The sequence below is a fragment of the Rhodanobacter thiooxydans LCS2 genome (assembly GCF_000264375.1).
Classification (GTDB): Bacteria; Pseudomonadota; Gammaproteobacteria; order Xanthomonadales; family Rhodanobacteraceae; genus Rhodanobacter; species Rhodanobacter thiooxydans.
Map to the genome: position 1 here is coordinate 1 of NZ_AJXW01000042.1, position 25578 is coordinate 25578.

Here is a 25578-nt window from a genome sequence, read left to right on the forward strand (position 1 = left end):
CTTCAAAGTTGAATCCGCCGTGCTTGGCATCGCCCATGTTGCCCTTCGCCAAACGCTTTATCCGCACGATCACCTTGGCTTTCGCCGTCTGATCCTTCAGACCCTTGAGCCACCTGGCGAACTCGTCCGATTGCTTGATCGTGACCATGGATGGATAGTATCCATTTAGATACAAGGCGGTCAACTTAAACGTGCGCGTCACTTTGCTGCCGGCGTGCCGGCAATCTGTTCAGCACGCGGCTCAGGTCGTTGCCGGCGATGGGCCACTCTCCAATGATCTCCATGCTTCGAGTCGCTCCTGCTTCCCGACCATCAGCGCCCGCGAGCTGACGAATCGACTTTATCGCGCGGATCAACCACTACGGCAGCTGGAGTACCACGGTGGGCCTGTTCGGCAGCAACAACCTGCCGGACGACGTGAGCCACTACAGGGGCAAGACGCTGGTGGACCTGGAGGCGCGCTACAAGTTCAACGACACCTTCTCGGTGGCCGTCGGCGGCAACAACGTGTTCAACACCTACCCCGACAGGGAGCAGAACGCCACGCTGCAGTTCCTCGGCGTCAAGTACGCGCTCACCTCGCCGTTCGGTTTCAACGGCGCCTTCTTGTACGGGCGGGTGACGGCCAGCTTCTGACCGTCGTCGCCTTGTAGCGCCGTCTCCATGGGCGTATCCGGGGAGACGATCCATACGCGGGCTCGCTGTTGCGTTTGGCGCAGCCTCGGGCTTACCCATCGATCCCGGTGATTCCCCGCGACCGCTCCACTTCCGCGCATCGCTGCGCCAGCTCCGCGAGTGCCGCCTGGTAGGCGTAATTCAGCCCATCGAGCAGCAGTCCGGCGGATCCGGCGAACTCCCTGGGGCTGGCGGACGAATGGTCCAGGCGGGGGCAGCGCTTGCGCAGATAGCCACCCACGCTGCCACCTTCGAGCAGCGTCTGCGGGATGCCGTCGCATTTGCGCAGCAGGTGCATGGCGTAGTCCTGGCAGGCCACGTCCGCATCGTGGCGAAAGCGGCTCAGCCAGGCATGCTGTGCGGGGTCCCTGCTGTCCGGAAACCGGCTCGCCACGAACCAGGCTTCCTGCAGACATTCGATGTCGTTGTACAAGGGGCTGAGGGCGAACACCAGTTCGGCCACCAGGCGCTCCCTGCCGAGGGTGTGTTCGATGCGGCGGCGGTAGAGGCCCGCCACGCGGATCAGTGACTGGCGTGCCGGGGTTTTCCATTCGGCGATCCGCTGGTACTCGGGCAGATGGCGCTCTTCGTCGAATGCTTCCACGCGATTCAGGTGGCTCGGTATGTCGTGGCGGTCCAGCGTGCCGGAGAAGGCCAGGCGCATGCGCCGCTTGTTCTCCTGTTCCGCGGCCTCCCAGTCCCGTGCGATGGCGGGGGAATCCTGGCGCAGTTCATCGATGCAGGCCTGCCAGGACAACTGCGCCTGTGCATCCGGCAGTGCCAGCTGCAGCGGAAGCCAGGGGAGGCTGCGCCATTGCCGTCCACTCCATCGGCGCAGGTCGTCCACGGCGGTGGTGCGCTGCGAATGGATGCTGGTAACGGTCTGGCTGTCGCAGAGTTCGGCGGTCTGGTAGTCGACTCCCAGTTGCCGGTAGTACGCACGGGTGGCGTTTTCGCAGTGCTCGGCGAAGTGCTCGAACAGGGTGGTCGCGGGGCGGTCGTCGTGGAACAGGCCGGCCGCCTGCAGGTCCTGCGCGCTGCGGATGCGTTCCAGGTCGGCCGGGTGGGTATCCCAGTAACGCGTGGTGCCGTAGCCGAGGCTGCGTTTCAGTTTGGCCCAGGCTTGCGTGTCGAACGTGGCGACGTGGGCGGCGGCAGCTTGCGGAATGTTCCGCAGCAGCTTGTGCTCGCGCCAGGTGCGGGCATTCTGTTCGTCGATCTCGCCGAAGGCCTGGCTCAGGGCGCGCAGGCGCAGTGCGGTTTCACGGAAGTTCTCGCTGCCGGCAAGCATCACCTCGTAGCGGTCGGCGTCGAATTCCATCTGCCGCGACAGCGAGCGCGACAGGCGGAAGCTCAGCAGGAACAGTCCGTGCAACAGCATGCGCGAGGCCCTGATGCCGAGCTGGGTGATGAAGACCACGATCCGGATCACGGTGTCACCGCTTTCCTCGGCCCAGCGTTGCAGGCGTTCATCCCAGGGATCGGGCTGGTGCGCACGCACGTCCAGCCATGCATTGACGTGATTGACGAGGAAGCTGCAGCGCATGCCGAAGCGCTGGGCGAAATGGCCGAACTCGTGGGCAAGCACGCCGAGGAACTGCTGGCTGGTCAGTCCGGCCACCAGCGGCAAGCCGATGGTCAGTACCTTGCGGCCGCTGAAGAATCCGGGCCAGCCACCTTCGAAGTGCACACTGGCATTGACCTGGTTGGACATTTTCAGCGCCACCGGCGGGCGGATGCCGATGGCGCCGGTGAGTACCTGGATGGCTTCGGTCAGACGTGGCTCGTCGGCAGGGTCGAGTGTGAGGGAACGGTCCCTGCCGCTGCCTCCAGCCAGGATGGGGCGAGCCAGGAACAGCAGCAGGATGCCGCCACTCACGCCGGGTACGCCATAGACGAGGAGCAGCGGCCAGATGCCGTGCACCCGTCGGCCGATGAGCAGGTGAGCGTGGCCGAGATACCAGTACAAGGCATACCCCAGCCCGGTCACCAGAGCCAGATAGAGCAGCGGCATGAGCACGCAGCAAATCGTCACCACGCTCAGATGCATGCTGTAGAGCGGGCTCGGTCGACGCCTGGAGAATCCTTGGGCGAGGCATGATCGCAAGCTTTCCAGCGGGTCGCCGGGTTTGGCGGGAGCCGCCGCGGGGGCCGCTTGCGCCTCCTTGCTGGCGGCCAACCCCGCCCGGGTCAGCGCCTGGTGCCAGCGCTCCGCCTCCTGCGCATCCAGCCCGGCCTTGACTACGCGCTTCGCTGGCGGCAACAACGCCCGCACCTGGGCAGGGCCGAGTCCCATCTGCTGCTTGAGCGCCTCGGCAATGCTTTCAGTGGTGTGGCCGGGCAGGGGGTATCCGGAGAGCTTCACCCGATATTGCGCCATGGCAGTCCTTTGCGTGATTTCCTTCGATGCCCCGAATAATCACAAAACTGCCCGACATCGGCAATGCGCCTGCCCGCGCTAGGCAGGGAGCGGCTACACGCGGTAGTAGTCGCGATACCAGCTCACGAAGTTGGCGATGCCGGTGTCTATCGACACCTTCGGCGCGTAGCCAACCGCGCGGATCAGTTCCGACACGTCCGCCTCGGTGTCGGGGACGTCGCCGGCCTGCATGGGCAGCATCTCCATCTGCGCCTTGCGTCCCAGGCACTGCTCAAGCACCGCGATGTAACGCATCAGCTCCACCGTTTCCGCATTGCCGATGTTGTACAGGCGGTACGGTGCAACCCCGCTGCTGGCCGGGTCGGGAGCGTTGCCGTTCCAGTGGCTGTCCCTGGCCGGCAGTGTGTCGAGCGTGCGGATCACGCCTTCGACGATGTCGTCCACGTAGGTGAAGCTGCGCTTGTGCCGGCCATGGTTGAACACCTTGATCGGCTCGCCGGCCAGGATCGCGCGGGTGAACAGGAACAGCGCCATGTCCGGGCGTCCCCATGGCCCGTAGACCGTGAAGAAGCGCAGGCCCGTGCACGGCAGGCCGTACAGGTGCGCATAGCTGTGCGCCATCTGCTCGTTGGCCTTCTTGGTGGCGGCGTAGAGGGTCAGCGGATGCTCGGTGGGCTGGTGTTCCGAGAACGGCATGGCGGTGTCGGCGCCGTACACCGAACTGGTGGAGGCGAACACCAGATGCTCCACCTCGTGGCGGCGACAGCCTTCCAGCACGTGCAGGAAGCCGGTGACATTGCTGGCCACGTACGCATGCGGGTTCTCGGCTGCATACCGCACGCCAGCCTGCGCTGCCAGGTTGATCACGCGCTGCGGCTTGTGCGTGGCGAAGGTGTTTTCCATTGCCGCGCGGTCGGCAAGATCGGCATGCACATGCGTGTAGCCGGGATGTTCGATGAAGCGCGCCAGCCGCGCCTTCTTCAGGTTGACGTCGTAGTAGTCGTTGAGGTTGTCGAGGCCGATGACCTCGTCGCCGCGTTCGAGCAATTGCAATGCGACGTGCGAGCCGATGAAGCCGGCAGTGCCGGTGACCAGTACTTTCATGGCATGAAGTCCCGCTCAGAGACGGCCGTCGACCGCTTCGCGCGGCAGCAGGCATTTCACGTCGTACAGCACCGAGTCGGGCTTGCCGAACCCGCGGATACCGGCCGGCCCCATGTCGACGAACTGCTGGTGGCCGACCGCGATGATCACGGCGTCATAGTCGCCGGCCTGCGGCTCGGCCAGAGGCGTGATGGCGTACTCATGCTCGGCTTCGGCGGCGTTGATCCACGGGTCGTGCACGTCGACCTCGGCCTTGTAGCCGCGCAGCGCCTGCACGATGTCGACCACGCGGGTATTGCGCAGGTCCGGGCAGTTCTCCTTGAACGCCAGGCCAAGGATCAGCACGTGCGCATGCACCGGGTTGATGCCCTTGCACACCATCAGCTTGATCACTTCGCCGGCGATGTACGGACCCATGCCGTCGTTGGTGCGGCGGCCGGCCAGGATCACGTCGGAATGGTGGCCCACCTCCTGCGCCTTGTGGGTGAGGTAGTACGGGTCCACGCTGATGCAATGGCCGCCGACCAGGCCCGGACGGAACGGCAGGAAGTTCCATTTGGTACCGGCCGCCTGCAGCACTTCCAGGGTGTCGATGCCGAGCTTGTTGAACAGCATGGCCAGGTCGTTGACCAGCGCGATGTTCAGGTCGCGCTGGGTGTTCTCGATCACCTTGGCCGCTTCGGCCACCTTCAGCGAACTGGCCCGGTACGTGCCGGCGGTGATGACCGAGCTGTACAGGCGGTCGACGAAATCGGCCGTCTCCGGCGTGGAGCCCGAAGTGACCTTGCGAATGCTGGTGACGCGATGCAGCTTGTCGCCCGGGTTGATGCGCTCGGGACTGTAGCCGGCGAAGAAATCGCGGTTGTAGACCAGGCCCGAGCCCTTCTCCAGGATCGGCACGCACACCTCTTCCGTGCAACCGGGATATACGGTTGATTCGTACACCACCACGTCGCCGGGCTTGAGCACCTTGGCCAGGGTTTCGCTGGCCTTGATCAGCGGCGTCAGGTCCGGGCGCTTGGCGAGATCGATCGGCGTGGGCACGGTGACGATGTAGGTGTTGCGGTCGCGCAGATCATCCAGCTCGGCGGTGAAGCGCAGCCGCTTGGCTGCGGCCAGCTCCGCCGCATCGACTTCCAGCGTCTTGTCGTGGCCGGAAGCCAGCTCGTCGATGCGGGCCTGGTTGATGTCGAAGCCGACAGTGTCGTAGTGCTTGCCGAATTCCACGGCGAGCGGCAGGCCGACATAACCCAGGCCCACGATGGCGAGCTTGGTGTTCTGGATGTTCCGCATACGGTCACCTCGATGTTTGGATGGGACGCGCTGATGCGCACGTCGATCCGGCAGTCACAGCCACAATCGAGCACGCTTGGGGATCAGCGTTCAGGTAAGTTGCCAGCAACCGCGGAACCATGGGGCACACGTTGCGCGCAAACGGGCCACAGCCATTGGAACACAGCAGCTGCGTGCCGGGCGACGAAGATCCCGACGTTTGTTCCGCTGGCAATCCTGCATTCACGCACCGTCATGACCACTCGCAGAAGGTCTGCGTACGTGGCGCGACGGAGGTTCACCTTGCGCTAGCACTGACATGGCGCCGACTATGCCAAGGTGGACCGTGCATGAATCGTGCACGCCGGCGTCTGTGGACCGGTGAGGAGTCACGAATGCACGAGAGCAGGAGCCCGGCGGGCCGGATGGCGTCGCCAGGGCGGAGATCCGTATGGTCAGGCGCCGAAGCGCCCGGCATCAATCAGTGCAGGACGTTCAGCTGGAACATCAGCCAGCCGGCGACTGCGCTCAGCGCCAGACAAAAGGTCAGCCAGAACCCCCGGGAGTTTTTCCCCCAAACCCGCGGCTTCTTCTCGTCGTTTTCCATGGTCTTGAGCATTCGTGGCAGGGCAGGCGGTTCTGTGGATGGGCCTGGGCAAGCCAGTATCGTGCCAAGCGAAAGAGGATGCGAACGAAGCGTTAAGGTAACACGGCATCCCGGCTGCCAGACTGGGATACAAATCGCAGTTTGGCCGGCTGCCTACCGTGGCAACGCACGGTGCAGAGCCGGGCCCCGGGTATGGGAGCGACGGCGGGCGAGCTGCGCCGCGGGGCTGCTGATCCCGACGGTGTCGCTGTGGGTCAGAAGCGGTCAAAAATTTGCGGTTGGGAGCGGGTGACGCCGGGGGGCTTGCCAAGCGCCGCGGCGCAGAGCGCAGGGATGGAATCTGGCGGGTCCCGCCCGATCCATCCGCACCGAACGATGGCCATCTTGCTCATCAGAAAGAGTTCGTGCGGGTGGCGCAGCGGATGCACGAAGAACAGCGCCAGTGATGCCGGCCATGCGCTGATTGCGTCCTGCGTCATACGCATAACGCAAGCTGAATTCGATAATGGTTGACGCCATGCATTCGATCATCCGTGATGTTTTATTCACGTGATATATGGCATCACAGAAGTCCCGTTTAACAGTCTATTTCTGTCGCGGGTATTAACGCTCAGGTACAGGGAGCACTCAGGAAGAGTAATTTTGCGCTTTGCGAACCACTTTGGTGCGGCCGGGGAAAATCCGGCTCCAGAGAGTGGACATGTGCTGCTCAATGGCGATTCGCCGGTGTGTTTTTTTGGCGGTCGTCCCTGCGAGGACCTGTTGACTATGAGAAAGATTCCCGCGTTTATCGTGCTGGGTTGGGTGCTGCTCGTCAGTGGCTGTGTGTGGGCTCCAGGACAGCGCATGTCCAGCGATGGACTGGTTCGAGGCACACCCACCGACAACAGCCAGGTCCAGCTGGTGACGATCACTCCGCAACTGCTGACGGAAGATCATGCGCAGATGCTGGGCGCCGCGGTGCCACAGGAGTTGCTGTCGTACAAGCCGGAGCCTTACCGCGTGGGTCCCGGCGATACGCTTTACATCACGGTATGGGATCATCCGGAGCTGACCTCGCCGGCCGGCTCGCAGCAGCAGACCGCCGCCAACGGCCGACTGGTCCGTTCGGACGGCACGATGTTCTATCCGTACGTCGGCGCGGTGAAGGTCGCGGGCATGACCATCGAGCAGGTACGCCAGACCATCGGCTCGAAGATCGCCAAGTTCGTGGAGCGGCCGCAGGTGGATGTCGGCGTCGTCGGTTACAACAGCCAGCAGGTGCTGCTGCAGGGTGCCTTCATGAAGACCGACCCGCAGCCGATCACGACCGTTCCGTTGACCCTGGGACAAGCCTTGGGCACGGCGCAGGTCAATGCCGACCAAGCCAACATGTCCGACCTGATCCTGACCCGTGGCGGGCACGATTATCACCTCGACCTGACCGCTCTCGGCAATGGCCACAGCATAGCCCAGGATATTTACCTGAAGCCGGGCGACCGCCTGATGCTGCCGTACAACGACACCCAGGAGGTGTACGTGATGGGCGAAGTGCTGCGCCCGCTGGCGGTCACTTTCAGGAGCGTGGCCGACATCACGCTGACACAGGCGCTGGGTCGGGCCGGTGGCCTCAATCCGGTCACTTCCAGTGGCAAGGAGGTCTACGTCATCCGTGGCGCGAAGAACATCGACAACACACCAGCCAAGGTCTTTCAGCTGGATGCGCGCTCGCCGGCGGCGTTCGCGCTAGGTGACCGCTTCAGGGTGAAGCCCGGCGACGTGGTGTTTGTCGGCGCGGCTGGCGTGACCCGTTGGAATCGCGTGCTGAGCCAGTTGCTGCCGTCGGCCAACCTGCTGAGCAGTGCCGCCACCGCCAACTACAACGCGACCCGCTGAGGCTGTCCGGATCAATCACCGTAAAACGAGCCGATCGACCGGCGGCGAGCGCGCCGCCGGTCGATGCCGCATGAGCGGCCCGCAACTGGATATGAATGCCTGACGTCGCCACGCCGAATCACGTACCTGGCCATGTCCAGCTTTGGGATGGTGGCTCGACACCCGTTGGCTCTGCGCATTCTGGCGCGTCGTTTTGCCCGGGTGACCCCCACGACGCAGCGAGCTGAATTCATGGCTTGGATGGCTATTCAGCGTGCGGACAGGCTTTATTCATTTTCTGCATACTGCTAGTTGCTAAAACATAATGTAAACGTACGCTTGACAAAATGCTCATCTAAAACATGTGGGGCTGAATGCATGAATTGCGTTACATAAAGTATCGCTGTCAAAGGTGATAAGTTCTTAAATCTTTCATCAGGGTGAAACCTGTTTTCTTCAACATAATGGTTACCGGTTCTTTTGGGCCGTTCCCGTTGGGCAAGCCGGATCGTTGACCCACAGGCGCATAGCTCAGGATCTGCGCTATTCACAACTCAGTTCGGTCGGACTTGGGGGATCCGTTTCGAGATGGGCCGGAGACAGAGATACCATGCACGAGTCGTGGCTAGTTCTTGATTATCTGGTTGCTGCATGCACCTCAGCACTGACCATTGTGGTGTTGCGACACCTGGCCCCCACACTGGGGCTGGTGGACCATCCCGATCAACGCAAGCAGCACGTTGGCGAGGTCCCGCTGGTGGGCGGACTGGCCATTTTCAGTGGACTGCTGGTGGGTGGGGTGCTCTGTCACGACCAGTTCCAGGGATTCGAGAGGGCGCTGTTCGGCACCTCCGCAGTGCTGGTCATGCTCGGCGCGCTGGATGATCGCTTCGACCTCAGCGTGCGGGACCGCCTGCTGATCCAGACCATCGTCATCCTCACCGTGGTGGCCGGCACCGGGGTCTACATCCAGACGCTGGGCACCATCTTCGGCCATGAAGTGATGCTGGGCTGGGTCGGCGTCCCGCTGACGGTGCTCGCCGTCATCGGCCTGGTGAATGCGTTCAACATGATGGATGGCATCGACGGCCTCGCCGGCAGCCTGGAACTGGTCAGCATCGCCGCCATCGTCCTGTTCGCTGGACCCACTCCGCTGCATGGCGTCATCGTGATGCTGGCCCTGCTGGCTGCGGCGTCGTTGCCTTATCTCGTCGCGAACCAGGGCTTCATGGGCCGAAAGATTTTCCTCGGCGACGCCGGCAGCATGCTGATCGGCTATCTCTTGGCGTGGGCGCTCATCCGCCTGAGCCAGATGCCGCAATCGCAGTTGTCGCCTGTCGACGTGCTGTGGTGCGTGGCGCTGCCGGTCTTCGACACCTTCGCGGTGATGTACCGGCGCCTGCGCCAGGGCAAGTCGCCGTTCAAGCCCGACCGCGGGCACATCCACCACATCCTGCTGGGAACGGGGCTCGGGCCGCGCGCGACGCTGGCCCTGCTGGTCGTGCTCGCGGCTGCCCTGGCGCTGGTCGGTGCGCTCATCAGCAGCCTTGCCCATTCCGCCGGCACCAACCTGACTGCGTTCTGCGTTGCCATGGGCGTGTATGTCATTACGGTCTCGCACGCCTGGTTGCGCCAGGAGGCGCGCCGGCATCGGCTGCTTGACCTGCAACGCAGCGCCGACGTGATCGCGGTGCCGTCGAACCGGCGCTCACCCTCGGGCGGGCTTGCCGGGCAGAGGCATGAGTTCATGGCCGAGCCGGGCGACAGGACAACGGGTACGTACGGGCCGGCGCGGGAATCCTTCCGCCGTTGAGCCGTGGCCACCTGCCCTTGCGGGGCGGGGCGGGTGGCCGTGCGTCCGGTCTGGTGGACGAAGGTCGAGGCGAGTTACGTGGTGCCCAGAAACTGGATCGTCGCTCCGTTTGCAACCTTCGTGATGCCGCTCTCGATGTCGTTGGCGTATTCGAAAGAGCGCTCAAACGCCAGGTGACCCCTGCTGATGGTTGCGCGGTTGCTGGTGCTCAGGAACGACATGCTGGTATTCGAGGGTGCTCCGCGCCTTGCCACATTGCCGGAGATGATCACCCTGTCGATGATCCTGGCATGGTCGGGAGTCTCGTCTTCGGCGAAATTGATGCAGGTTCCCCGGATATCGGTGAACACGTTGCCGGCGCACACCATGCCATCTACGCCAAAGACGCCGACCACGCCCATCTGTGGCCGTATGCCGATGAACGTGTTGCCGGTGATCACCGCTTCGATGGCGTTCCGGCTGGTCTGGAAAGCGACGACACCAAGGCGTACCGCGTCGCCTCCCGGTCCGGACCCCGCCGGCGAGCGCTGGAAGGTGCAGCCGCTGATCTGCGTGTTGCTGAGGCCCTTGACGGCCACGTCAACGCGTATCGAATTGAGGAAGCTGCAGTTGATCACGCTGAGGTTGTCCGGGATGTCCGCGACGGTCTTGGCCTTGGTCGAGGAGTCGATGCCCCAGTAGCAGTTCGAGAACTCGCAGTCCGACACCACCCAATCGTGGATGTTGTCTCCCTCCTGGCGACCATTGAAGAACGAGATGCCTGCCGTGTTCACGGTATTGATGTCGATGAACTTGCAGCGGGAGATGGTCACGTTGCGATAAATGCTCCAGGTGTGATCGGGCTCGAAGTCGATGCCGCCGACCGAATGGGAGAGTTTCGCGTTGCCGATGTTGCGGAAGGTGCAGTTCTCGACCGTCAGCCCGTCGCAGTCGATGATGGACAGGCCGTTGCGGTTGTCCTTGACTGCGCCGTCGAACACGCAATCGCGCACGGTGATGCGCTGGTTGTGGCGCTCGGTGCTCGCCAGCGTGCCCGAGCCGACGTACATGCCGTCCCCGCGAAAGCCGTGGAACGTCACGCGCTCGACGGTAAGGTCCGAGGTGGCGTTGACGGCGAGCAGGTAGAAGTACTGCTCGTAGCCGAACTCGGCCACCCGCCCGGTGAGTTTCAGGTCGTGCAGGTGGATGTTGCGCATGTTGTCGGCAACGAAGCGGGTGCCGCCGTCGCGGAGGTGGGTGGCGAGCATGAATTCACAGGCCAGCGAGCGGTCGTAGGCCCGCAGTTCGCTGGCCTCGCCTTCGCCGTACACCTCGATGTCGGGCTTGAGGTTCAGCTGTTTCACCAGGTAGACCCCGGCGGGCACGAACAACTTGCTGGCCGCGGCCATCGCGGCCTGGATGCCGCCGGTGCAGTCGTAGCTGCTGCGGCCGAGGCGAATGGCGGCGCGTTCAGATGCGGGAAGGAAATCCAGCACGTTGGTCACTTTCGACGATCTTGGCATGGCGCGGTCTCCGGTGTGCAAGAGCCAGTCCTGAAGGCTCGCAACGATGGCGCCTGTTCCAGTGGGCCGGTCGTTCGAGTCTACTGTGCGGGAAGCGGCGGCCATGAACCTCGCATGACTCGCCGGACTGGCCACGCGCTTCGTGGCATATGGACGTCTAGATGGTCGTTTCGGTCGAAGCCTCCGGCAGTTCGCACAGCTCCGCGTACACTGCCAGGGTGCCGCGGATGACGATGCGCTCGTCGAACTGGGTCCGTGCCTTGCTCCGCGCCGCGTCACCCAGTCGGCGCGCGAACGGCGGGTCGTCCTGCAGCCGCGCTATCGCCCGCGCCAGCGCGTCGCTGTTGCGCACCGGCACCAGCAGGCCGTCAATGCCGTCGGCCACCACCTCGCGGCAGCCCGGCACGTCGGTGGTGATCAGGGGCAGGCCGCAGGCAGCCGCCTCCACCAGCGTCCGCGGCAACCCTTCGCGGTAGCTCGGCAACACCACGATGTCGACCGAGCCGAGCAGGCCGGCCATGTCGTCGACGTGACCGAGCCAGGTCAGCAGGCCTTCGTCGGCCCAGGCCCGTATCGTCGACTCCGGCACCGCGGCGGGATTGCCCGGATCCGGCGCGCCGGCGAGCAGCGCATGCAACGAACGGCCCTGGCCGCGCAGCTGCCGGATTGCGGCGACATACTCGCCAACACCCTTGTCCCACAGCAGGCGACTGGCCAGCAGCACGCGCGGGCATCCGTCGTCTGGCGTGCACGGGAGGATGTCGGCGAACTGCGCGCAGTCCACGCCCGAGCCGCGGATCAGGCGGATCTGCGCCGGGTCGACCAGGCCTGCGCGCCGGAACAGCTCGGCGTCATCCGCGTTCTGCAGGATCAGCCGCGTGCCGCGACCACCAAGCGCCAGCCGTAGCAGGCTGCGCACCACCGGACGCAACAGCCGCGCCTTCCACTGCGAACTGGTGAACACGTAACCCATGCCTGCCACGGCGTTCACCCGGGCGGGAATGCCGGCCAGCCGCGCGGCCAGCGAACCGTACACGGCGCACTTGATGGTGAAACCGTGGATCAGCGCGGGGCGCTCGCGCCGCAGCAGTTGCGTAAGGTGCCACAGCAGGGCCAGTTCGCGCAGCAGGTTGAGGCTGCGCCGCTGCATCGGCACCGGCTCCCAGCGCAGGCCGAGCGCGCGCAGCTTTTCGCCATACGGGCCGGGTGGAGAAAGCAGCAGCACCTCGTAACCGGCCTGCTGCAGCGACAGCGCCAGCGCACGCCGGAAGTTGTAGAGGTACCAGTCGGTGTTGGCGAACAGCACGGCCTTGACGGGCGGCTCCCGCGTGGCCGTCGATGCCTGGTCGCGGACATTCATGCCGAGCCCCCCGTGCGGTTTCGCTCCAGCCACGCCTGGAACATCAGCACTGTCCACAGTTGATGTTGCCAGTTGCGTCGGCCGGCCTGGTGTTCCTTCCACTTCTGCCGGATCGGCGCCGCCTGGAAATAGCCTTCCTGCTGCAGGCGGCGCTCGTCGAGCAGGGCTTCTGCCCAGTCGCGCAACGGGCCGCGCAGCCAGCGGTCCAGCGGAATGGCGAAGCCCATCTTCGGCCGCTCGACCAGTTCCCTGGGAACGTGCCGGTACAGCACCTGGCGCAGCAGCCATTTCCCCTGGCCGTGGCGGATCTTCTGCGACAGCGGCACGCGCCAGGCCAGCTCCACCACGCGGTGGTCCAGCATCGGCACGCGGGTCTCCAGGCTGCTGGCCATCGCGGCGCGATCGACCTTCACCAGGATGTCGTCGGGCAGGTAGGTTTGCGCGTCCATCGCCATCATCCACTGCGCCAGGCTGTCGGTGGGCGGCGACGCCTCGGGGGTGGTCAGCAGGGTCGACGGCTCTCTCGCGCCGGGCACGATGCGGGTGGGGTCCTGCCACTGGCTGGCCAGGTTGAGGAAGAAGGCCTGGCCACTCGACAGCGTGAGCACGTCCGCCAGCTTCTGCGCCTTGTCGCCCGGCGTGGCCAGCTGCCAGCGCCTCGGCAGCAGCGGTTTGAGGCCGTCGAACAGCCGGTCCCATGCCGCCGGCGTCATCGCGCGCAGCAGGCCTGCGGCGGCACGGCGCGCCAGCGGCGGCAGGCGTTGCGCCTTCTCCCAGGTGGTGCGTGCCGTGAGGTAGCGGTTGTAGCCGCCGAACAGTTCGTCGCCGCCGTCGCCGCTCAATGCCACGGTCACCTGGCGGCGGGTCAGCTGGCTGATCAGGAAGGTGGGGATCTGCGAGCTGTCGCCGAACGGCTCGCAGAACATCTCAGGCAGCCGCGGGATCACCGCCAGCGCGTCCTCGGGCTGCACGTACAGCTCGGTGTGCTCGGTGCCGAGGTGACTTGCCACTGTCCTGGCGTGGGCCGCCTCGTCGTAGCCGCCATCGCTGAAGCCGATGGTGAAGGTCCTGATCGGGCGGGAGCTGCGCGCCTGCATCAGCGCGACCACCGTGCTGCTGTCGATGCCGCCGCTGAGGAAGGCGCCCAGCGGTACGTCGGCCAGCATCTGCGCGCCGACGGCTTCGCCCAGCTGCGCTTCGAGGGCATCGGTGGCATCCGCGTCGCTGGCGACGAGCGGTGCGTCCAGGCCCGCGCTTACCGCCTCGTTGAACTGCCAGTACGGCGTCGGCTGCGCCTGCCGCGGTCGATCCGCCGGCATGTGCAGCAGATGCCCGGGACGCAGCTTGAATATGCCGTGATAGATGGAGTGAGGCGCCGGAATGCAGTCGTGACGCAGCAGCAGCGCCAGCGCATCGCGGTCGATCGTTGCCCGGAATGCGGGGTGCGCCTGCAGCGCCTTCAACTCCGAACCGAACAACAGGGTGTCGCCTTGCCAGCCGTAGTACAACGGCTTCTCGCCCATGCGGTCGCGCGCCAGGGTAAGTGCGCGCTCGCGGCGGTCCCACAGGGCGAACGCGAACATGCCGACGCTCGCCTGCAGGCTGCGCTCGACGCCCCAGGCGGCGAAACAGGCGAGTAGGGTCTCGGTATCGGAGTGGCCGCGCCACGCCGGCGCAGCGTGTTCCGCGCGCAGGCGTTCGCGCAGTTCGCGATGGTTGTAGATCTCGCCGTTGAACACGATGACATGGCGTCCGTCGGCCGAGTGCATGGGCTGGTGGCCGGCGGGGGAGAGGTCGAGAATCGACAGGCGCCGGTGGGCCAGCGCGATGCCGGCCGCCTCGTCGCACCACACGCCGTCGTCGTCGGGGCCGCGATGACGCAGCCGCCGCGACATCGCCCGCGCCTGCTGCTGCAGCGTATCCGCCGCGCCGCCATGGCGTTGCCAGAAGCCGGCCAGGCCGCACATCAGGCGTGCCCCGCACGATGCAGGATGCCCGCCAGTCGCGGTACCTGCGTCGCCAGGCTGTACTCGGCTTCCACCATCGCCCGGCCTGCGCGGCCCATGCGCGCGCGCAGGCCGGGGTTGGCGATCAGGCGTTCCAGCGCATCCCGCCAGGCGGCGTCGTCCGCGGCGAGCAGGCCGTTCTCGCCGTCACGCACGATGTCGACGTTGGCGCCAACCGGCGAGGCCACCACGGGCAGGCCGCAGGCCATGTACTGGATGATCTTGTAGCCGCACTTGCCGCGCTCCCAGGGGCTGTCGAGCAGCGGCATGATGCCGATGTCCATCCGCGCGATCGTCGCCGCCTCGCTGGCTTCGGACCACGCTGTCACTTCCGGCGTGAAGCCACGGAACAGCTGCGCGGTTTCCGCGCGTGCGCCGACCAGCAACAGGTGCGCGTGGTGTCGCGCGCACACCTGCTCCAGCACCTGGCGGATATCCAGCATGTAGTGCTCGGTGGCAGGCGAGCCGACCCAGCCGATGACCGGCGGCTGACGTCCGTCCGGTGCGGCCACGGCGTAGCGCCGGTCGTCCACCACCGTCGGGATGATCTCCACGCGCGCCGCGCCGGCCTGGTCGGCACGCGCCGCCAGGTAGCGATTGCCGGCGATCACGCAGGCGGCGCCGCGCATGATGCGGTCGATCTTGCGGCCCAGCAGGCGCCGCGCCAGCGGGTTGGCGGACTGGTCGTACTTGTGGAACAGTGCATCGTCGTAGTCGACCACGTACGACTTGAACGATCGCGCCAGCAGCGCCTCGATGCCGTAGGGCAGGTAGGGAAACAGCTCGCCCTCGATCCAGGCCAGGTCGTGCTCGCCGCGACGCAGCAGCTGCACCAGTCGCCGCACGAAGTAGCCGCAGGCGCGACATCGGGCCGCCGCGGAGCGGCCGCCGTAGAGCGCTTCGAGATAGGCGTCCGGGAACAGCGCCTGCACCTGTACGTCGATGCCGTGCTCGCGCAGCGGCGAGAGGTATTGCAGGCTGCGCAGGCGCGAGCTGGGACCGCGCCGGGAATACTTGGAAAACAACAGGACCCGGAGCCGTTTCATTCCGGCAGTTTCCTCAACGCTAGCGGATACTCGATGGCCAGCGCCACCAGTGGGATGACGTACATCCACTGGAAAACGAATGCCTCGATGTACGGGTTGGTATTGGTGCCCAAGAACGCGCAGACGAAACCGCAGAACATGAACTTGTGCCGCGGCTGCAGGCGTCGCCCGATGGCCAGCCGGATCACCGCGATGATGTACAGCAGGAACGGCAGGGCGTAGACCAGCGTGCCGATCATGCCGACCCGGTAGAGCGTGGCCAGCCATACCAGTTCGTAGCGCCAGGGGTACTCGGCGTCGCTGACGAAGGCCACGCCGACGCCGTGGCCGGAACCCAGGCCGTCGTTGGCGAGAATGCCGGCGAACAGTGAGCGGGTCATCTGCACGCGCGCGGGGCCGCCGCCGGAGGCGAGTTTGGTGGTGACGGCGTCGAGCACCTTGGACAGGCTGATCTGCGTGTAGGCGTCCAGCAGCAGCAGCGCGATCGCCACCGCCACCGCCATTGGCACGCCATAGCGGATGATGCGCAGGATCGCCGAGCGGTGCGGCTGGACGGTGGTGCGCGGGGTCAGCAGCAGGCCGAGGAACCAGCCCAGTGGTACTGCGAGGATCAGCGCGGTGCGGCCGGAGGTCAACGCGCAGACCAGCAGCATGGCCAGCAGCACGAGCCGCAACAGCCGGCTCTTGATGAGTTCAGGGGAACTGAAAAAACCACCGCTCAGGAAGATCAACGAGCCATAGACGTGCATGGTGGCGCCGGAGAACCCCTCGTTGAGGTTGACGTTGGCGCCTTCGAAGAAGAACGACACCGCCGCCGCGCCACGCGTGAGATAGAGGTAGAAGAACAGGCCCACGCTCAATGCGCTCAGCAGGCTGAGCAGCACGAACCAGCCGATCAGCCGGTCGGTGCCCAGCTGCCGCAGCAGGCCATCCGCGACGATCATCCACAGCAGCGGCGAAATGATGTAGATCAGCGTGACCTGGGCCTGGGCTTCCGCCGGCGCGTCGTGCACGCCGCCCACGCCCATGTAGAAAAGGGTCACGATCACCGTGCAGGCGTACAGCGCCAGCAGGGTACGGAAGCCGGGGCGTATGCGCAGCGCCGGCAGGGCCAGCAGGGCCGCCAGCACCAGCGCCACCGCGGAGGGTATCTGCAGCGAATTGGGCACCACCACGGTGAGCAGCAGCAGCACGAAGGCCATCGCCAGGAACATGTGGCGCACGGTGAGCCGGTACCTGCCGCCGAACGACAGGGCCGCCGACGACATCAGCACCGGGGTCGGCGGCACCACCGAGGGGACGCTGCCCGGAGTCATGACTGCACCATGGCGGTGAGCCAGCGGTCGAGCATGCCGGCCTGGGCCACCCGGCTGTAGGCGGCGATGTCACGGCGTGCGGCGGTGCGCGACGGCGACAGCGCGGCGCGCAGGGCATCGCCTCCCGCCGCGCCGTCGCTGCTCAGCACGGTTTGCCCCGCATCGGTCCGCGCGAGGATGGCCGTCGCTTCGTTGCGCACGCCCGACACGCAGACGATGTCCGCGCCGGCGGCCAGGTACTCGAACAGTTTTCCGGTGGCGCAGCTGGCGCGCGAGCCGGTCAGCAGCAGCAGCTTGTCGCAGCGTTTCATCAGCTGCAGTGCAAGCATGCGCTCGACCGGGCCGGGTGCGCTGACCGGGAAGCGGGCGCGCCCGAGCGAGGCCTTCTCGGCGTCCGTCAGCTCGCCGACGAACAGCAGATGGCGGCGGACCCCAGCCTCCCCAGAGGCGTTCAGCGCGTCGACCAGGTAATCGAGGCTCCTCGAGGCTGAACTGTCGCTGGCGCCGATGCGCCCGAAATGCCCGATCAGCAGCGCACCGGACGGCACCATTTCGGCGAGCATCGCCGCGGCGCGCGCGCTGCCTTCAGTGTCGCCGTCGAGCAAGGCGAAGTCGGCCGGATCGTAGCCGTTGGGCAGGATCGCCACGGCCTTGCCCGGGTAGCGCCGCTGGAAATCGTCGACCAGCGGACGACTGACCGAGGTGACCAGGTTGCTGGCTGCCACCACGCGGCTCTCGATCAGCCCGCGCATCCAGCCGCGTAGCCGGCCGGGCTTGCCCAGCGACTCGAACACCAGGCCGTCGCGGAAATCCTGCAGGCAGGCGATGCGGTGCCGGCTGGCCAGCGCCGCCGCGGCGATCAGCGCGTCGACCGGCGAGTAGGTGCCGATCGCCACGCAGCGCTCGCCGGCCGCCAGTTTCTCCGCGCACAGCGGGCTGGCCTCGGCCAGCGCGTGGACGAACCAAGGTCGCGCGTGTCTGCGGTTCCTGGCCAGCAGGAACGCCAGCGGGCGCATGAAGGCGACAGCCAGGGTCAGCAGCGAGGCGCTCGCGCGGGACTCGCTGCCCACGCAGTGCCCGGGCAGCGCGAACACGGTGATCTCCACAGCCGTCGATGCGGTGGCCGCGCGCACCGCAGCCGCCGGACCGCGGGCGAACACGAAGACGCGGTACTTCGCCGGGTCCAGGTAGTTCAGCAGGCTCCTGAAGCGTTGCGCGGCGATGTTGCCGGACAGGTGATGCGCCGCGAACACGAACAAGTTGATTTTCTTCATGGCGGGTTCCCGATGCGTCGGCGGCGCCGTCGGCTGTCGTGGAGCCGCCCGGCCCGGCGCGCGCCGGCGCCCTCGCCAAGCGCACGAGTGTCGGCGGCGGCACGGCAGCGGCGGAAGGTCGAGCTGCTCATGGCAGGGTTCCGGGGCCCCCGTCGGGCTCCGGGCAAATGCGCTGCGGCTTCATCGCCGCGAGCAGGGACCGGTACATCTCGACCCACTCCGCGCGGAAACATCCGATCGCGAGCGGCAGCAGGGCCAGCCACACCAGGCTGAAGTGAATCGGAGCATGCGGGCCGAACACCAGCGTCGCAATGGAAAGTCCCACGCTGGCGGTGACGAAGGTGTATAGCCGGGCGCGGGGGAAAGGACGCCAGACGTAGGCCGACGCTTCGGTTCGGGCTATGAAGAAAACGAGGAAGGCAATCGCGTTGGCCACCACGGCGCCGGACGCGCCGTGGTCGGGCACCAGCCACACGCTCAGGGCAATATTGACGACCAGCGCCACGACGGTCGACCACAGCGAAAGCATGGACCGGCGCGTTATGCCGATGCCCACGCAAGTCACTTCCGAGAGGGTGTAGAGCAACGGCTCGCCGATGCAGCACAGCATCAGGTACTTCACCTGGCGGTAGTGCGCGGGCAGGACGAAATCGACCAGCCACGACAAGGTCCCGCTCAGCACCCAGATGGCGACCACCACCGCCAGTGCCTGCTGGGCGATGTGGTCGACCCGTCGCATGTCCACGCCGTTGGCCACCCATTTGTAGACGAGCGGCGCCCACAGCACGGAGAAGATCGCCTGGAACACCACGCCCACGCCGGCGAAGCTCATCGAGACGGAATAGATCGCCAGTTCCGGGAGGGTGGACAGCGAACGCAGGGTCAGCGTGCTGGTGGCGTCCAGCCCCCAGTAAGCCACGCCGGCAAAGATCAGCGGCGCTCCGTAATTGACCAGGCCGCGGACCCGTGCACGGGAAACCCGGGCACGCAGGGCCGGCTTCCATTCGCGCCAGGTATTCAGGCTGTAGACGAGCAGGACCGAAACCAGCGAAATGAGGTAGGCGGCTTCCAGTGTTACGAACGTCTTCGAGAAGGCCGGCAGCGCCAGTATGAGCACGGTCAGCAGCAGGACCACCTTGGGCAGGATCTGGCTCATGGAGAACGCCAGGCCGCGGTCCTGCATGCGCAGGATGAGCGAAAGAAACCGCGAGATGAAGCTCACCACCACGCAGGCCGCCAGCATCCAGTAGTACCCGACGTGTCCCAGGCCGAACAGCCAGTTGGCCAGTTGATCGTCGATCGGCAACGTGACCACCATCGTCAGCAGCAGCAGCGCAAAGCCCGGGGCGAAGCAGGCCTTCAGCAGCGCACCACGATCCTTCCATTCGTGGTATTCGCGCACATAGGCGCGATCGAGTCCGAGGTTGAACAGCAGGACCCCGAACGACACCGCGATCTGCACGATGTTCAGTCGGCCCACGTCGGCGGGCGGAAACACCCAGGCGATCACCGGCACCGTCAACAGGCCAAGCCCGGCGGTGGCGATGGGGCCAATGGCAAATGCCAGCACGGTTCGTATGTTCACCCGTCGACCTGTCTGATTGAGCGGTTGTCACGATCACTGCCTTGTCGCTTGTCGGATCCGGTATGCGGCCCGGCGAGGAGGCTGCACGGCTTGTCCGTCTTCGGACGCGCCGATGGCGACGACGTCCACGATGAAGTCCCGGTAATTCCTGGCGGCGTCGAAACCGGTTTCGATCACCTGCCGCGCCTCTGCGCGCCGGCCGTCGCGCCCGTCCGCGAACGCCACCCATTCCATCGCCACTGCTATTTCCCGGGCATCGGGACAAGGGCTCAGCAACGCGCCGCAGCGGTCGGATACCAGGCTGGCAACGCCGCCCACATCGGGGGCGATGGCCGGCACGCCTGCGCTCATGGCTTCCATGATGGAAACCGGCACGCCTTCGGACTCGCTGGCGTTGACCAGCATGTCCACCGGAGCGCTGAGGTAATACGCCTTGACGGCGTGATTGGGCAGTTCGCCGGGGAAGATGCAGGCGACGTTGCCCAGCCCGGCCAGTTCCGTCTTCGCCAGCGCCTTGATTTCTTCCAGCAAGGGACCACCGCCGATATGCGTCCAGCTCAGGCTGACGTCCGGGCGGTGGCGGGCGAGCAGGGCGATGGCGGCGACGATCTTGTCCAGCCGTTTCACGCGCACGCAGGAGGAAACCGACACGACGTGCAGGCATCCGGCCGTGCCCGGACGTGCGAGCGCGCCGGCCAGCGGCACGCCCAGCGGACTGATGCGCAGATTTCCTGGCGAGGCGCCGTAGGTCTGCTGCAGGTAGGACCGCGCCTCGCGCGACAGCGTGAAGATCGCGTCGAAGCTGGCGACGAACTGGCGCTTGAGCGGCATGTAGCCGTCCCGGCGCCGCGCCTCGTACAGATCGAAGCCGTGCACGCGCGAGACGACCTTGCGTACTGCGCCTGCGTTCCTGGCGAGCACCGCGGCACAGGCCTGCGTTTCGTTCCAGTAGCAGTAGGCCACGTCGATCGGGCCGCGGGCCCTGGCGTATCGGCGCAGCTGCGCAGCCTGTTCGAGCACCTTGGACACGTGCAGCAGGGCGCGCGCGATCGTGTGCGGATTCATTTTCCGCGATCGCCGAAGCAGGCCCAGCTCGCGCCGGAAGATCGCGGAGCGCAGCGCCTGCAGCACGAACCACAGCCGTTGCGGTTTCGTGGAGCGCGCCATGCATGGGTCGACCGCGATGCCCGCGGGCACGGGCCGCGGCGTCCCCTTGGCCAGCGCCGGCAGCAGCGTCACGCCGAGGTCGCCGCGCTCGGCCCAGTAGCCGATCTCGTCCTCGATGAACTGCTCACCGGGGAGGTAGGGATAGGCGTTGGTCAGGATGACAATCTTCATGGTCACGCAGCCATCCCCGTGACGACGATGTCGGTCACGCTCTCCTGGTAGACCGTGTGATCCATCTTGAAGGGAATGCTGATCTTGAAGCGGTCCGCCGCGGCGAAGCTGGCTGTGAGTACCCGCCGCCAACTCGCGGTGACTCCTGCCATCGTCAGCATCGGGGGGCGATCGGTAGCCAGCGCGTTGTATTGCTCCCAGTAGAGATGGTCGTGGAAGACGCTGTATTCGGCGCTGACGGCGACGATCGTCATGTCGACGGCGTCGGCCAGGCCCAGCTCGGACACGCATAGCCCTGGCACGTCCTCACGCACCACGTAGTACAGGCGGTACAGCGGTGCCGAGGCGGATTCCACGTAGCGATACAGCCGGTCGGGCGACATCTTGCGTCGCACGTGGGCGGAATTCATGTGGTTTCTGATGTTGAAGTGGGCGCGGTCGATCCATCCGCGGCCAGCGAGGATCTCGTCCTTCATCGCGTCAGTAACGCAGTTGTAGCCATAGATCTTCGGCCACGCCATGTTGCCGTTGACCTGGCCGGTGTCGGACATGACGACGATGTCGTCGCTGACGAAACCGACATTCTCGCTGCGCCTCAGCGCGAGCATGACCGACGACTTGCCGACGCCGCCGGTGCCGGCAAGCAGGCAGGCCCTGCCGCCGACCGTCACGGACGCGGCATGGATCGGCGCCACATCCTTGAAGAAGTAGGTCGATGGAATCAGCACGAACTCGTGCAGGATCTGCTCGAACGCCTCGGCCCCCTGCGGGTACTCCATCGACAGCAGGTTGTGGATCGTGCGCCGGATACCGCGGCGCGGCTTGATGGTGACGCCCACCTCCAGCGGGTCGTTGCCTACGCGTTTCCAGTAGACGTCAACCGATGGGAAGGAGGTCAGCATCCCGTGTTCGAAGGTCTCGTGCACCCTTGGATTGATCGAAGAGGGCTTGTGCGGGGGTATCGCGCGATCGAAGCGGATGTTCACCTCGGGCTCCCGGCTGCCGGCATCTGCGTACAGGTTCAGGCTTTCCGCGAGCAGTTCGTCCAGGTCCGCGTCGCTGGAAAACGCGTAGCACTTGCCGAAGATGATCTTCTTCATGCGCGCCAGCTCCGCATCGACCGCAGCCATGGGCAGATCGCGCCCGCCCTGTATCTGTATCGACGCGGCCCAGACGCCTGCTCCGTGGGGATTCGGCTGTCGGTATCTCCAGGGGCGTGCGGATACCTGGGCGGGAGAAAAAAGGATGCATGCATGTCACCGCTCCTTGATGACGCGCGCCGGGACGCCGGCAATCACCTGGTTGTCGGGCACTGATCGCGTGACCACTGAATTGGCGCCGACGATCACGTGGTTGCCCAGCGTGACGCCTTCCCGGATATAGACGTTGTCGCCGATCCAGCAGTCATCGCCGATGACGATGTCGCGCTCCACGTGGATGATCGGGCCCGAGGTGTTGTTGGTCGGCTTGTGCAGCGAATGCGTGATCGCCTTGATCGACACGTTGTAGCCGATGGCGCAGCTGCGACCGATGATGACCCGGGAATGCTCGCCGCATGACAGGTGCGCCAGGTTGAGATAGCTCATCTCGCCGATCAGGAAATGATCCTTGGGGCCGACCAGCCGGGACCCGACGCCAATCGTGGCGCGCGGCGAGATGCCGCGGTATCCACGGATGCGGCGGGCGAGGCTCCTGCGCTGCGCCCAGTTGACGGCACCGCTTATCAACCTGGCGAGGAGATCGAGCATGTCGGGTCCTGCTGCGTCGATGTCGTGGCGAGATGTGCCACGACCAGGCTGGCCTGTGCTTCGGTCAGATACGGATGCATGGGCAGGCTGAGCACCTGCCTGGCCGCCGCGTCACCTTCCGGCAGCTGTGCGTCCGCATCCGCCACCGCCGGCTGCCGGTTGATCGGGATCGGGTAGTGCACCATCGTGGGAATCCCGGCGTTCTTCAATCGCGCCTGCAGGGATGCGCGCTCGTCCACGCGGATGGTGTATTGGGCGTAGACGCTGGTATTGTGCGGTTCGACATGGGGCGCGGTGGTGACGCCAGCCCGGGCGAGCAACGCGCCGTAACAGGCCGCGACCTGCTGCCTCAGTTCGATCTCGTCCTCGAAGATTTCCAGCTTGGCCAGCAGGATGGCCGCCTGCAGCGTGTCCAGCCGGCTGTTCACGCCGACGCGAACATGGTGGTAGCGGCGATCCTGACCGTGGCGCGCGATCTGCCGCATCGCCAGGGCGAGCTGGTCGTCATCGGTGAAAATCGCACCGCCGTCGCCATAGCAGCCCAGCGGCTTGCTGGGAAAGAAACTGGTGCAGGCGACCGTGCTCAGGTTGCAGGAACGCCGTCCCTTGTAGCGTGCGCCGAAACTCTGCGCGGCATCCTCGATCACCGGAATGCCATGCCGGCCGGCGATCGCGTTGATGGCGTCGAAATCCGCGCACTGGCCGTACAGCGAAACCGGGATGATCGCGCGTGTCCGCGGCGTGATCGCCGCCTCGAGCCGGGCCGGATCGAGGTTGTAGGTGCGCGGGTCGATGTCCACGTATACCGGCCTGCCGCCCAGCAACGCCACCGTCTCTGCGGTGGCGATGTAGGTGAAGCCGGGCATGATGACTTCATCGCCCGCGCCGATGCCCAGCGCCATCTGCGCGATCTGCAGCGCGTCCGTGCCGTTCGCGCAACTGATGCAGTGCCTGGCGCCGGCGAAGGCGGCGAGCTTCGCTTCCAGCTCGGCCACTTCCGGCCCGAGGATGTACTGGCCATGCGCCAGCACGCGGGCAATGCCTGCATCGATCTTCTGCTTGATGCGCAGCTGCTGCGTCTTGAGGTCGACGAAATCGATCATGCCGTGGCCTCCTGCCGGCACAGCACGCGGCCATCCAGCACATAGCGGGCGCCGGTATGCGCGCAGACGGCTTCGCCGTGGCCCTCCGGGGGCAGGTTCAGCCGTTCGCCGAATTCACTCATCCAGCCGATCTGTCGCGCCGGCACGCCTACCATCAGCGCATAGGCCGGCACGTCGCGGTTGACCACCGCGCCAGCGCCGACGAAGGCGAACTCGCCGATGGTGACGCCGCAGACGATGGTGCAGTTCGCGCCCAGGGTCGCGCCCTTGTGGACCATGGTGTCGCGATATTCGTTCTTGCGCTCGATCAGCGAGCGCGGGTTGTACACGTTGGTGAACACCATGCTGGGGCCGCAGAACACGGCTTCCTCCAGGGTCACGTTGTCGTAGACCGACACGTTGTTCTGGATCCTGCAGCCATCGCCGATGACCACCTTGTTGCCGACGAACACGTTCTGGCCGAGCGAAACGTCGCGGCCGATGCGGGCACCGGCGCAGACGTGCACGAAATGCCAGACACGGGAGCCCGCGCCGATGCGGGCGCCTTCATCGACGATGGCGGAAGGGTGCTGGTAGTAGTCCATGTGGCTTATCCCTTCAGGAACGGATGGGCGTCATCGCCCGTGGAAGCAACCGGCTTGCCGCTGCGGATGGCCGCAACGGTCTCGATGGCGGTGCGGTTTTCCTCCAGCCCGAAACCGCGGCCGGCGAGGATCTCCTCGTAGCTGCGGTTGTGCAGGTCGGTGAAGCCGCCGGAGAACTCGATCTCCGCGCCGTCCACGGTGATCGAGCGGTAGGTGCGCTGGCCGCCCTCACGCTGCGCGGCGGGCACGTCCTCGACGTCCACCGACAGGAACCAGCGCACGCGGGCGTGCTCGTACTCGAGGTAGCCGGCCGCCTTGGTCTCGGTGGACAGGTGCACCCGGTTGATCTGCAGCGCGCCGAAGACGTAATGCAGCATGTCGAAGAAGTGCACGCCGATATTGGTGGCGATGCCGCCGGACTTCTTCGGGTCGCCTTTCCAGCTCTGCAGGTACCAGTGGCCGCGCGAGGTGATGTAGGTCAACTCCACCTCGTGCTTGCCGCCGCCTTGCTTGCGCTGCATCCGTTCGCGCAGCGCCACGATGGCCGGGTGCAGGCGCAGCTGCAGGATGGTGTTGACGTGCTTGCCGGTCTCGCGCTCGATGTCCAGCAGGCCGTCGATGTTCCACGGGTTGAGCACCAGTGGCTTCTCACAGATCGCGTGGGCGCCGGAACGCAGGGCGAAGCGCATGTGCGAGTCGTGCAGGTAGTTCGGCGAGCAGATCGAGACATAGTCGATCTGGCCGCCGTTGCCGGCGCGCCGGCGCAGGTCGACATGGCGATCGAAGCGCTCGAACTCGGTGAAGAAGTCGGCGTCGGGAAAATGGCTGTCGATGACGCCGACCGAATCGTTCGGATCGAACGCGGCCAGCAGGCGGTTGCCGGTGGCCTTGATCGCCTGCATGTGGCGCGGCGCGATGTAGCCGGCGGCGCCGATGAGCGCGAAGTTCTTCAAAGTGGACATGGAGCTGATCCTGGTCCTGCGTGATCCCGGCGGGCGCATGGGACGCCGC

The 25578-nt window shown here is 65.8% G+C and carries 21 protein-coding genes; 3 read left to right on the forward strand and 18 right to left on the reverse strand.

Annotated features, from left to right (window positions below; genetic code table 11):
* Nucleotides 1–381: 381 nt before the first annotated feature.
* On the forward strand, nt 382–636 hold the full coding sequence (locus tag UUA_RS08620; RefSeq protein WP_008435987.1) for a TonB-dependent receptor: 255 nt from the start codon (nt 382–384) through the stop codon (nt 634–636).
* 91 nt (nt 637–727) lie between these two features.
* Here the strand turns inward: UUA_RS08620 and UUA_RS08625 are convergent, their stop codons facing one another.
* The 5 genes from UUA_RS08625 to UUA_RS08640 all read right to left on the reverse strand — a co-directional run bounded on the left by UUA_RS08625 (nt 728) and on the right by UUA_RS08640 (nt 6523).
* Nucleotides 728–3055 (reverse strand): M48 family metalloprotease, encoded by a 2328-nt coding sequence (locus UUA_RS08625; protein WP_008435988.1) that lies wholly within the window; start codon nt 3053–3055, stop codon nt 728–730.
* 93 nt (nt 3056–3148) lie between these two features.
* Nucleotides 3149–4159 carry an NAD-dependent epimerase gene (locus tag UUA_RS08630; RefSeq protein ID WP_008435989.1) on the reverse strand — a complete coding sequence of 337 codons (1011 nt, stop codon included), beginning with the start codon at nt 4157–4159 and terminating at the stop codon, nt 3149–3151.
* Nucleotides 4160–4174: 15 nt separating this feature from the next.
* Nucleotides 4175–5452: a Vi polysaccharide biosynthesis UDP-N-acetylglucosamine C-6 dehydrogenase TviB gene (gene tviB / locus UUA_RS08635; RefSeq protein ID WP_008435990.1), complete on the reverse strand. Its 1278-nt coding sequence runs from the start codon at nt 5450–5452 to the stop codon at nt 4175–4177.
* A gap of 460 nt (nt 5453–5912) precedes the next feature.
* Complete coding sequence (locus UUA_RS20195; RefSeq protein WP_268793809.1) at nt 5913–6038, reverse strand: hypothetical protein; 126 nt, start codon at nt 6036–6038, stop codon at nt 5913–5915.
* 254 nt (nt 6039–6292) lie between these two features.
* Entirely contained in the window at nt 6293–6523 is a 231-nt protein-coding gene (locus tag UUA_RS08640) for a hypothetical protein (protein WP_008435993.1), read from the reverse strand.
* Nucleotides 6524–6680: 157 nt separating this feature from the next.
* Here UUA_RS08640 and UUA_RS08645 point away from each other — a divergent pair, with 157 nt between their 5' ends.
* The gene (locus tag UUA_RS08645; protein WP_337999111.1) at nt 6681–7913 is read left to right on the forward strand and encodes a polysaccharide biosynthesis/export family protein; all 1233 of its coding nucleotides are present in this window, start codon (nt 6681–6683) and stop codon (nt 7911–7913) included.
* A gap of 589 nt (nt 7914–8502) precedes the next feature.
* Nucleotides 8503–9705: an MraY family glycosyltransferase gene (locus UUA_RS08650; protein ID WP_167316979.1), complete on the forward strand. Its 1203-nt coding sequence runs from the start codon at nt 8503–8505 to the stop codon at nt 9703–9705.
* Between the two features lie 74 nt (nt 9706–9779).
* Here UUA_RS08650 and UUA_RS08655 read toward each other — a convergent pair whose 3' ends face one another.
* From UUA_RS08655 to UUA_RS08715, 13 genes are all read right to left on the reverse strand, one after another.
* On the reverse strand, nt 9780–11312 hold the full coding sequence (locus UUA_RS08655; RefSeq protein WP_235605848.1) for a glycoside hydrolase family protein: 1533 nt from the start codon (nt 11310–11312) through the stop codon (nt 9780–9782).
* A gap of 52 nt (nt 11313–11364) precedes the next feature.
* Nucleotides 11365–12567: a glycosyltransferase family 4 protein gene (locus tag UUA_RS08660; protein WP_008435999.1), complete on the reverse strand. Its 1203-nt coding sequence runs from the start codon at nt 12565–12567 to the stop codon at nt 11365–11367.
* Entirely contained in the window at nt 12564–14534 is a 1971-nt protein-coding gene (gene asnB / locus UUA_RS08665) for an asparagine synthase (glutamine-hydrolyzing) (protein WP_008436000.1), read from the reverse strand. Before asnB ends, UUA_RS08660 begins: the two co-directional genes overlap by 4 nt.
* On the reverse strand, nt 14534–15619 hold the full coding sequence (locus UUA_RS08670; protein ID WP_008436001.1) for a glycosyltransferase family 4 protein: 1086 nt from the start codon (nt 15617–15619) through the stop codon (nt 14534–14536). The genes asnB and UUA_RS08670 overlap by 1 nt, the downstream gene beginning before the upstream one ends.
* Nucleotides 15616–16935, reverse strand: coding sequence for a hypothetical protein (locus UUA_RS08675; protein WP_008436002.1), 1320 nt, complete (start codon nt 16933–16935; stop codon nt 15616–15618). Before UUA_RS08675 ends, UUA_RS08670 begins: the two co-directional genes overlap by 4 nt.
* Complete coding sequence (locus UUA_RS08680) at nt 16932–18209, reverse strand: glycosyltransferase family protein (RefSeq protein WP_008436004.1); 1278 nt, start codon at nt 18207–18209, stop codon at nt 16932–16934. Before UUA_RS08680 ends, UUA_RS08675 begins: the two co-directional genes overlap by 4 nt.
* A gap of 127 nt (nt 18210–18336) precedes the next feature.
* Nucleotides 18337–19794, reverse strand: a complete 1458-nt coding sequence (locus UUA_RS08685; RefSeq protein ID WP_039953734.1) for an oligosaccharide flippase family protein — start codon at nt 19792–19794, stop codon at nt 18337–18339.
* A gap of 33 nt (nt 19795–19827) precedes the next feature.
* Nucleotides 19828–21132: a glycosyltransferase gene (locus UUA_RS08690; protein ID WP_039953735.1), complete on the reverse strand. Its 1305-nt coding sequence runs from the start codon at nt 21130–21132 to the stop codon at nt 19828–19830.
* A gap of 2 nt (nt 21133–21134) precedes the next feature.
* Nucleotides 21135–22262 carry a phosphoenolpyruvate carboxykinase (ATP) gene (locus tag UUA_RS08695; RefSeq protein WP_008436009.1) on the reverse strand — a complete coding sequence of 376 codons (1128 nt, stop codon included), beginning with the start codon at nt 22260–22262 and terminating at the stop codon, nt 21135–21137.
* Between the two features lie 126 nt (nt 22263–22388).
* Nucleotides 22389–22880, reverse strand: a complete 492-nt coding sequence (locus UUA_RS08700) for an acyltransferase (protein WP_008436014.1) — start codon at nt 22878–22880, stop codon at nt 22389–22391.
* Entirely contained in the window at nt 22856–23983 is a 1128-nt protein-coding gene (locus UUA_RS08705; RefSeq protein WP_008436015.1) for a DegT/DnrJ/EryC1/StrS family aminotransferase, read from the reverse strand. Before UUA_RS08705 ends, UUA_RS08700 begins: the two co-directional genes overlap by 25 nt.
* Complete coding sequence (gene wbpD / locus UUA_RS08710) at nt 23980–24567, reverse strand: UDP-2-acetamido-3-amino-2,3-dideoxy-D-glucuronate N-acetyltransferase (RefSeq protein ID WP_008436016.1); 588 nt, start codon at nt 24565–24567, stop codon at nt 23980–23982. Before wbpD ends, UUA_RS08705 begins: the two co-directional genes overlap by 4 nt.
* Nucleotides 24568–24572: 5 nt before the next feature.
* Nucleotides 24573–25529, reverse strand: coding sequence for a Gfo/Idh/MocA family protein (locus tag UUA_RS08715; RefSeq protein ID WP_274378155.1), 957 nt, complete (start codon nt 25527–25529; stop codon nt 24573–24575).
* Nucleotides 25530–25578 lie beyond the last annotated feature (49 nt).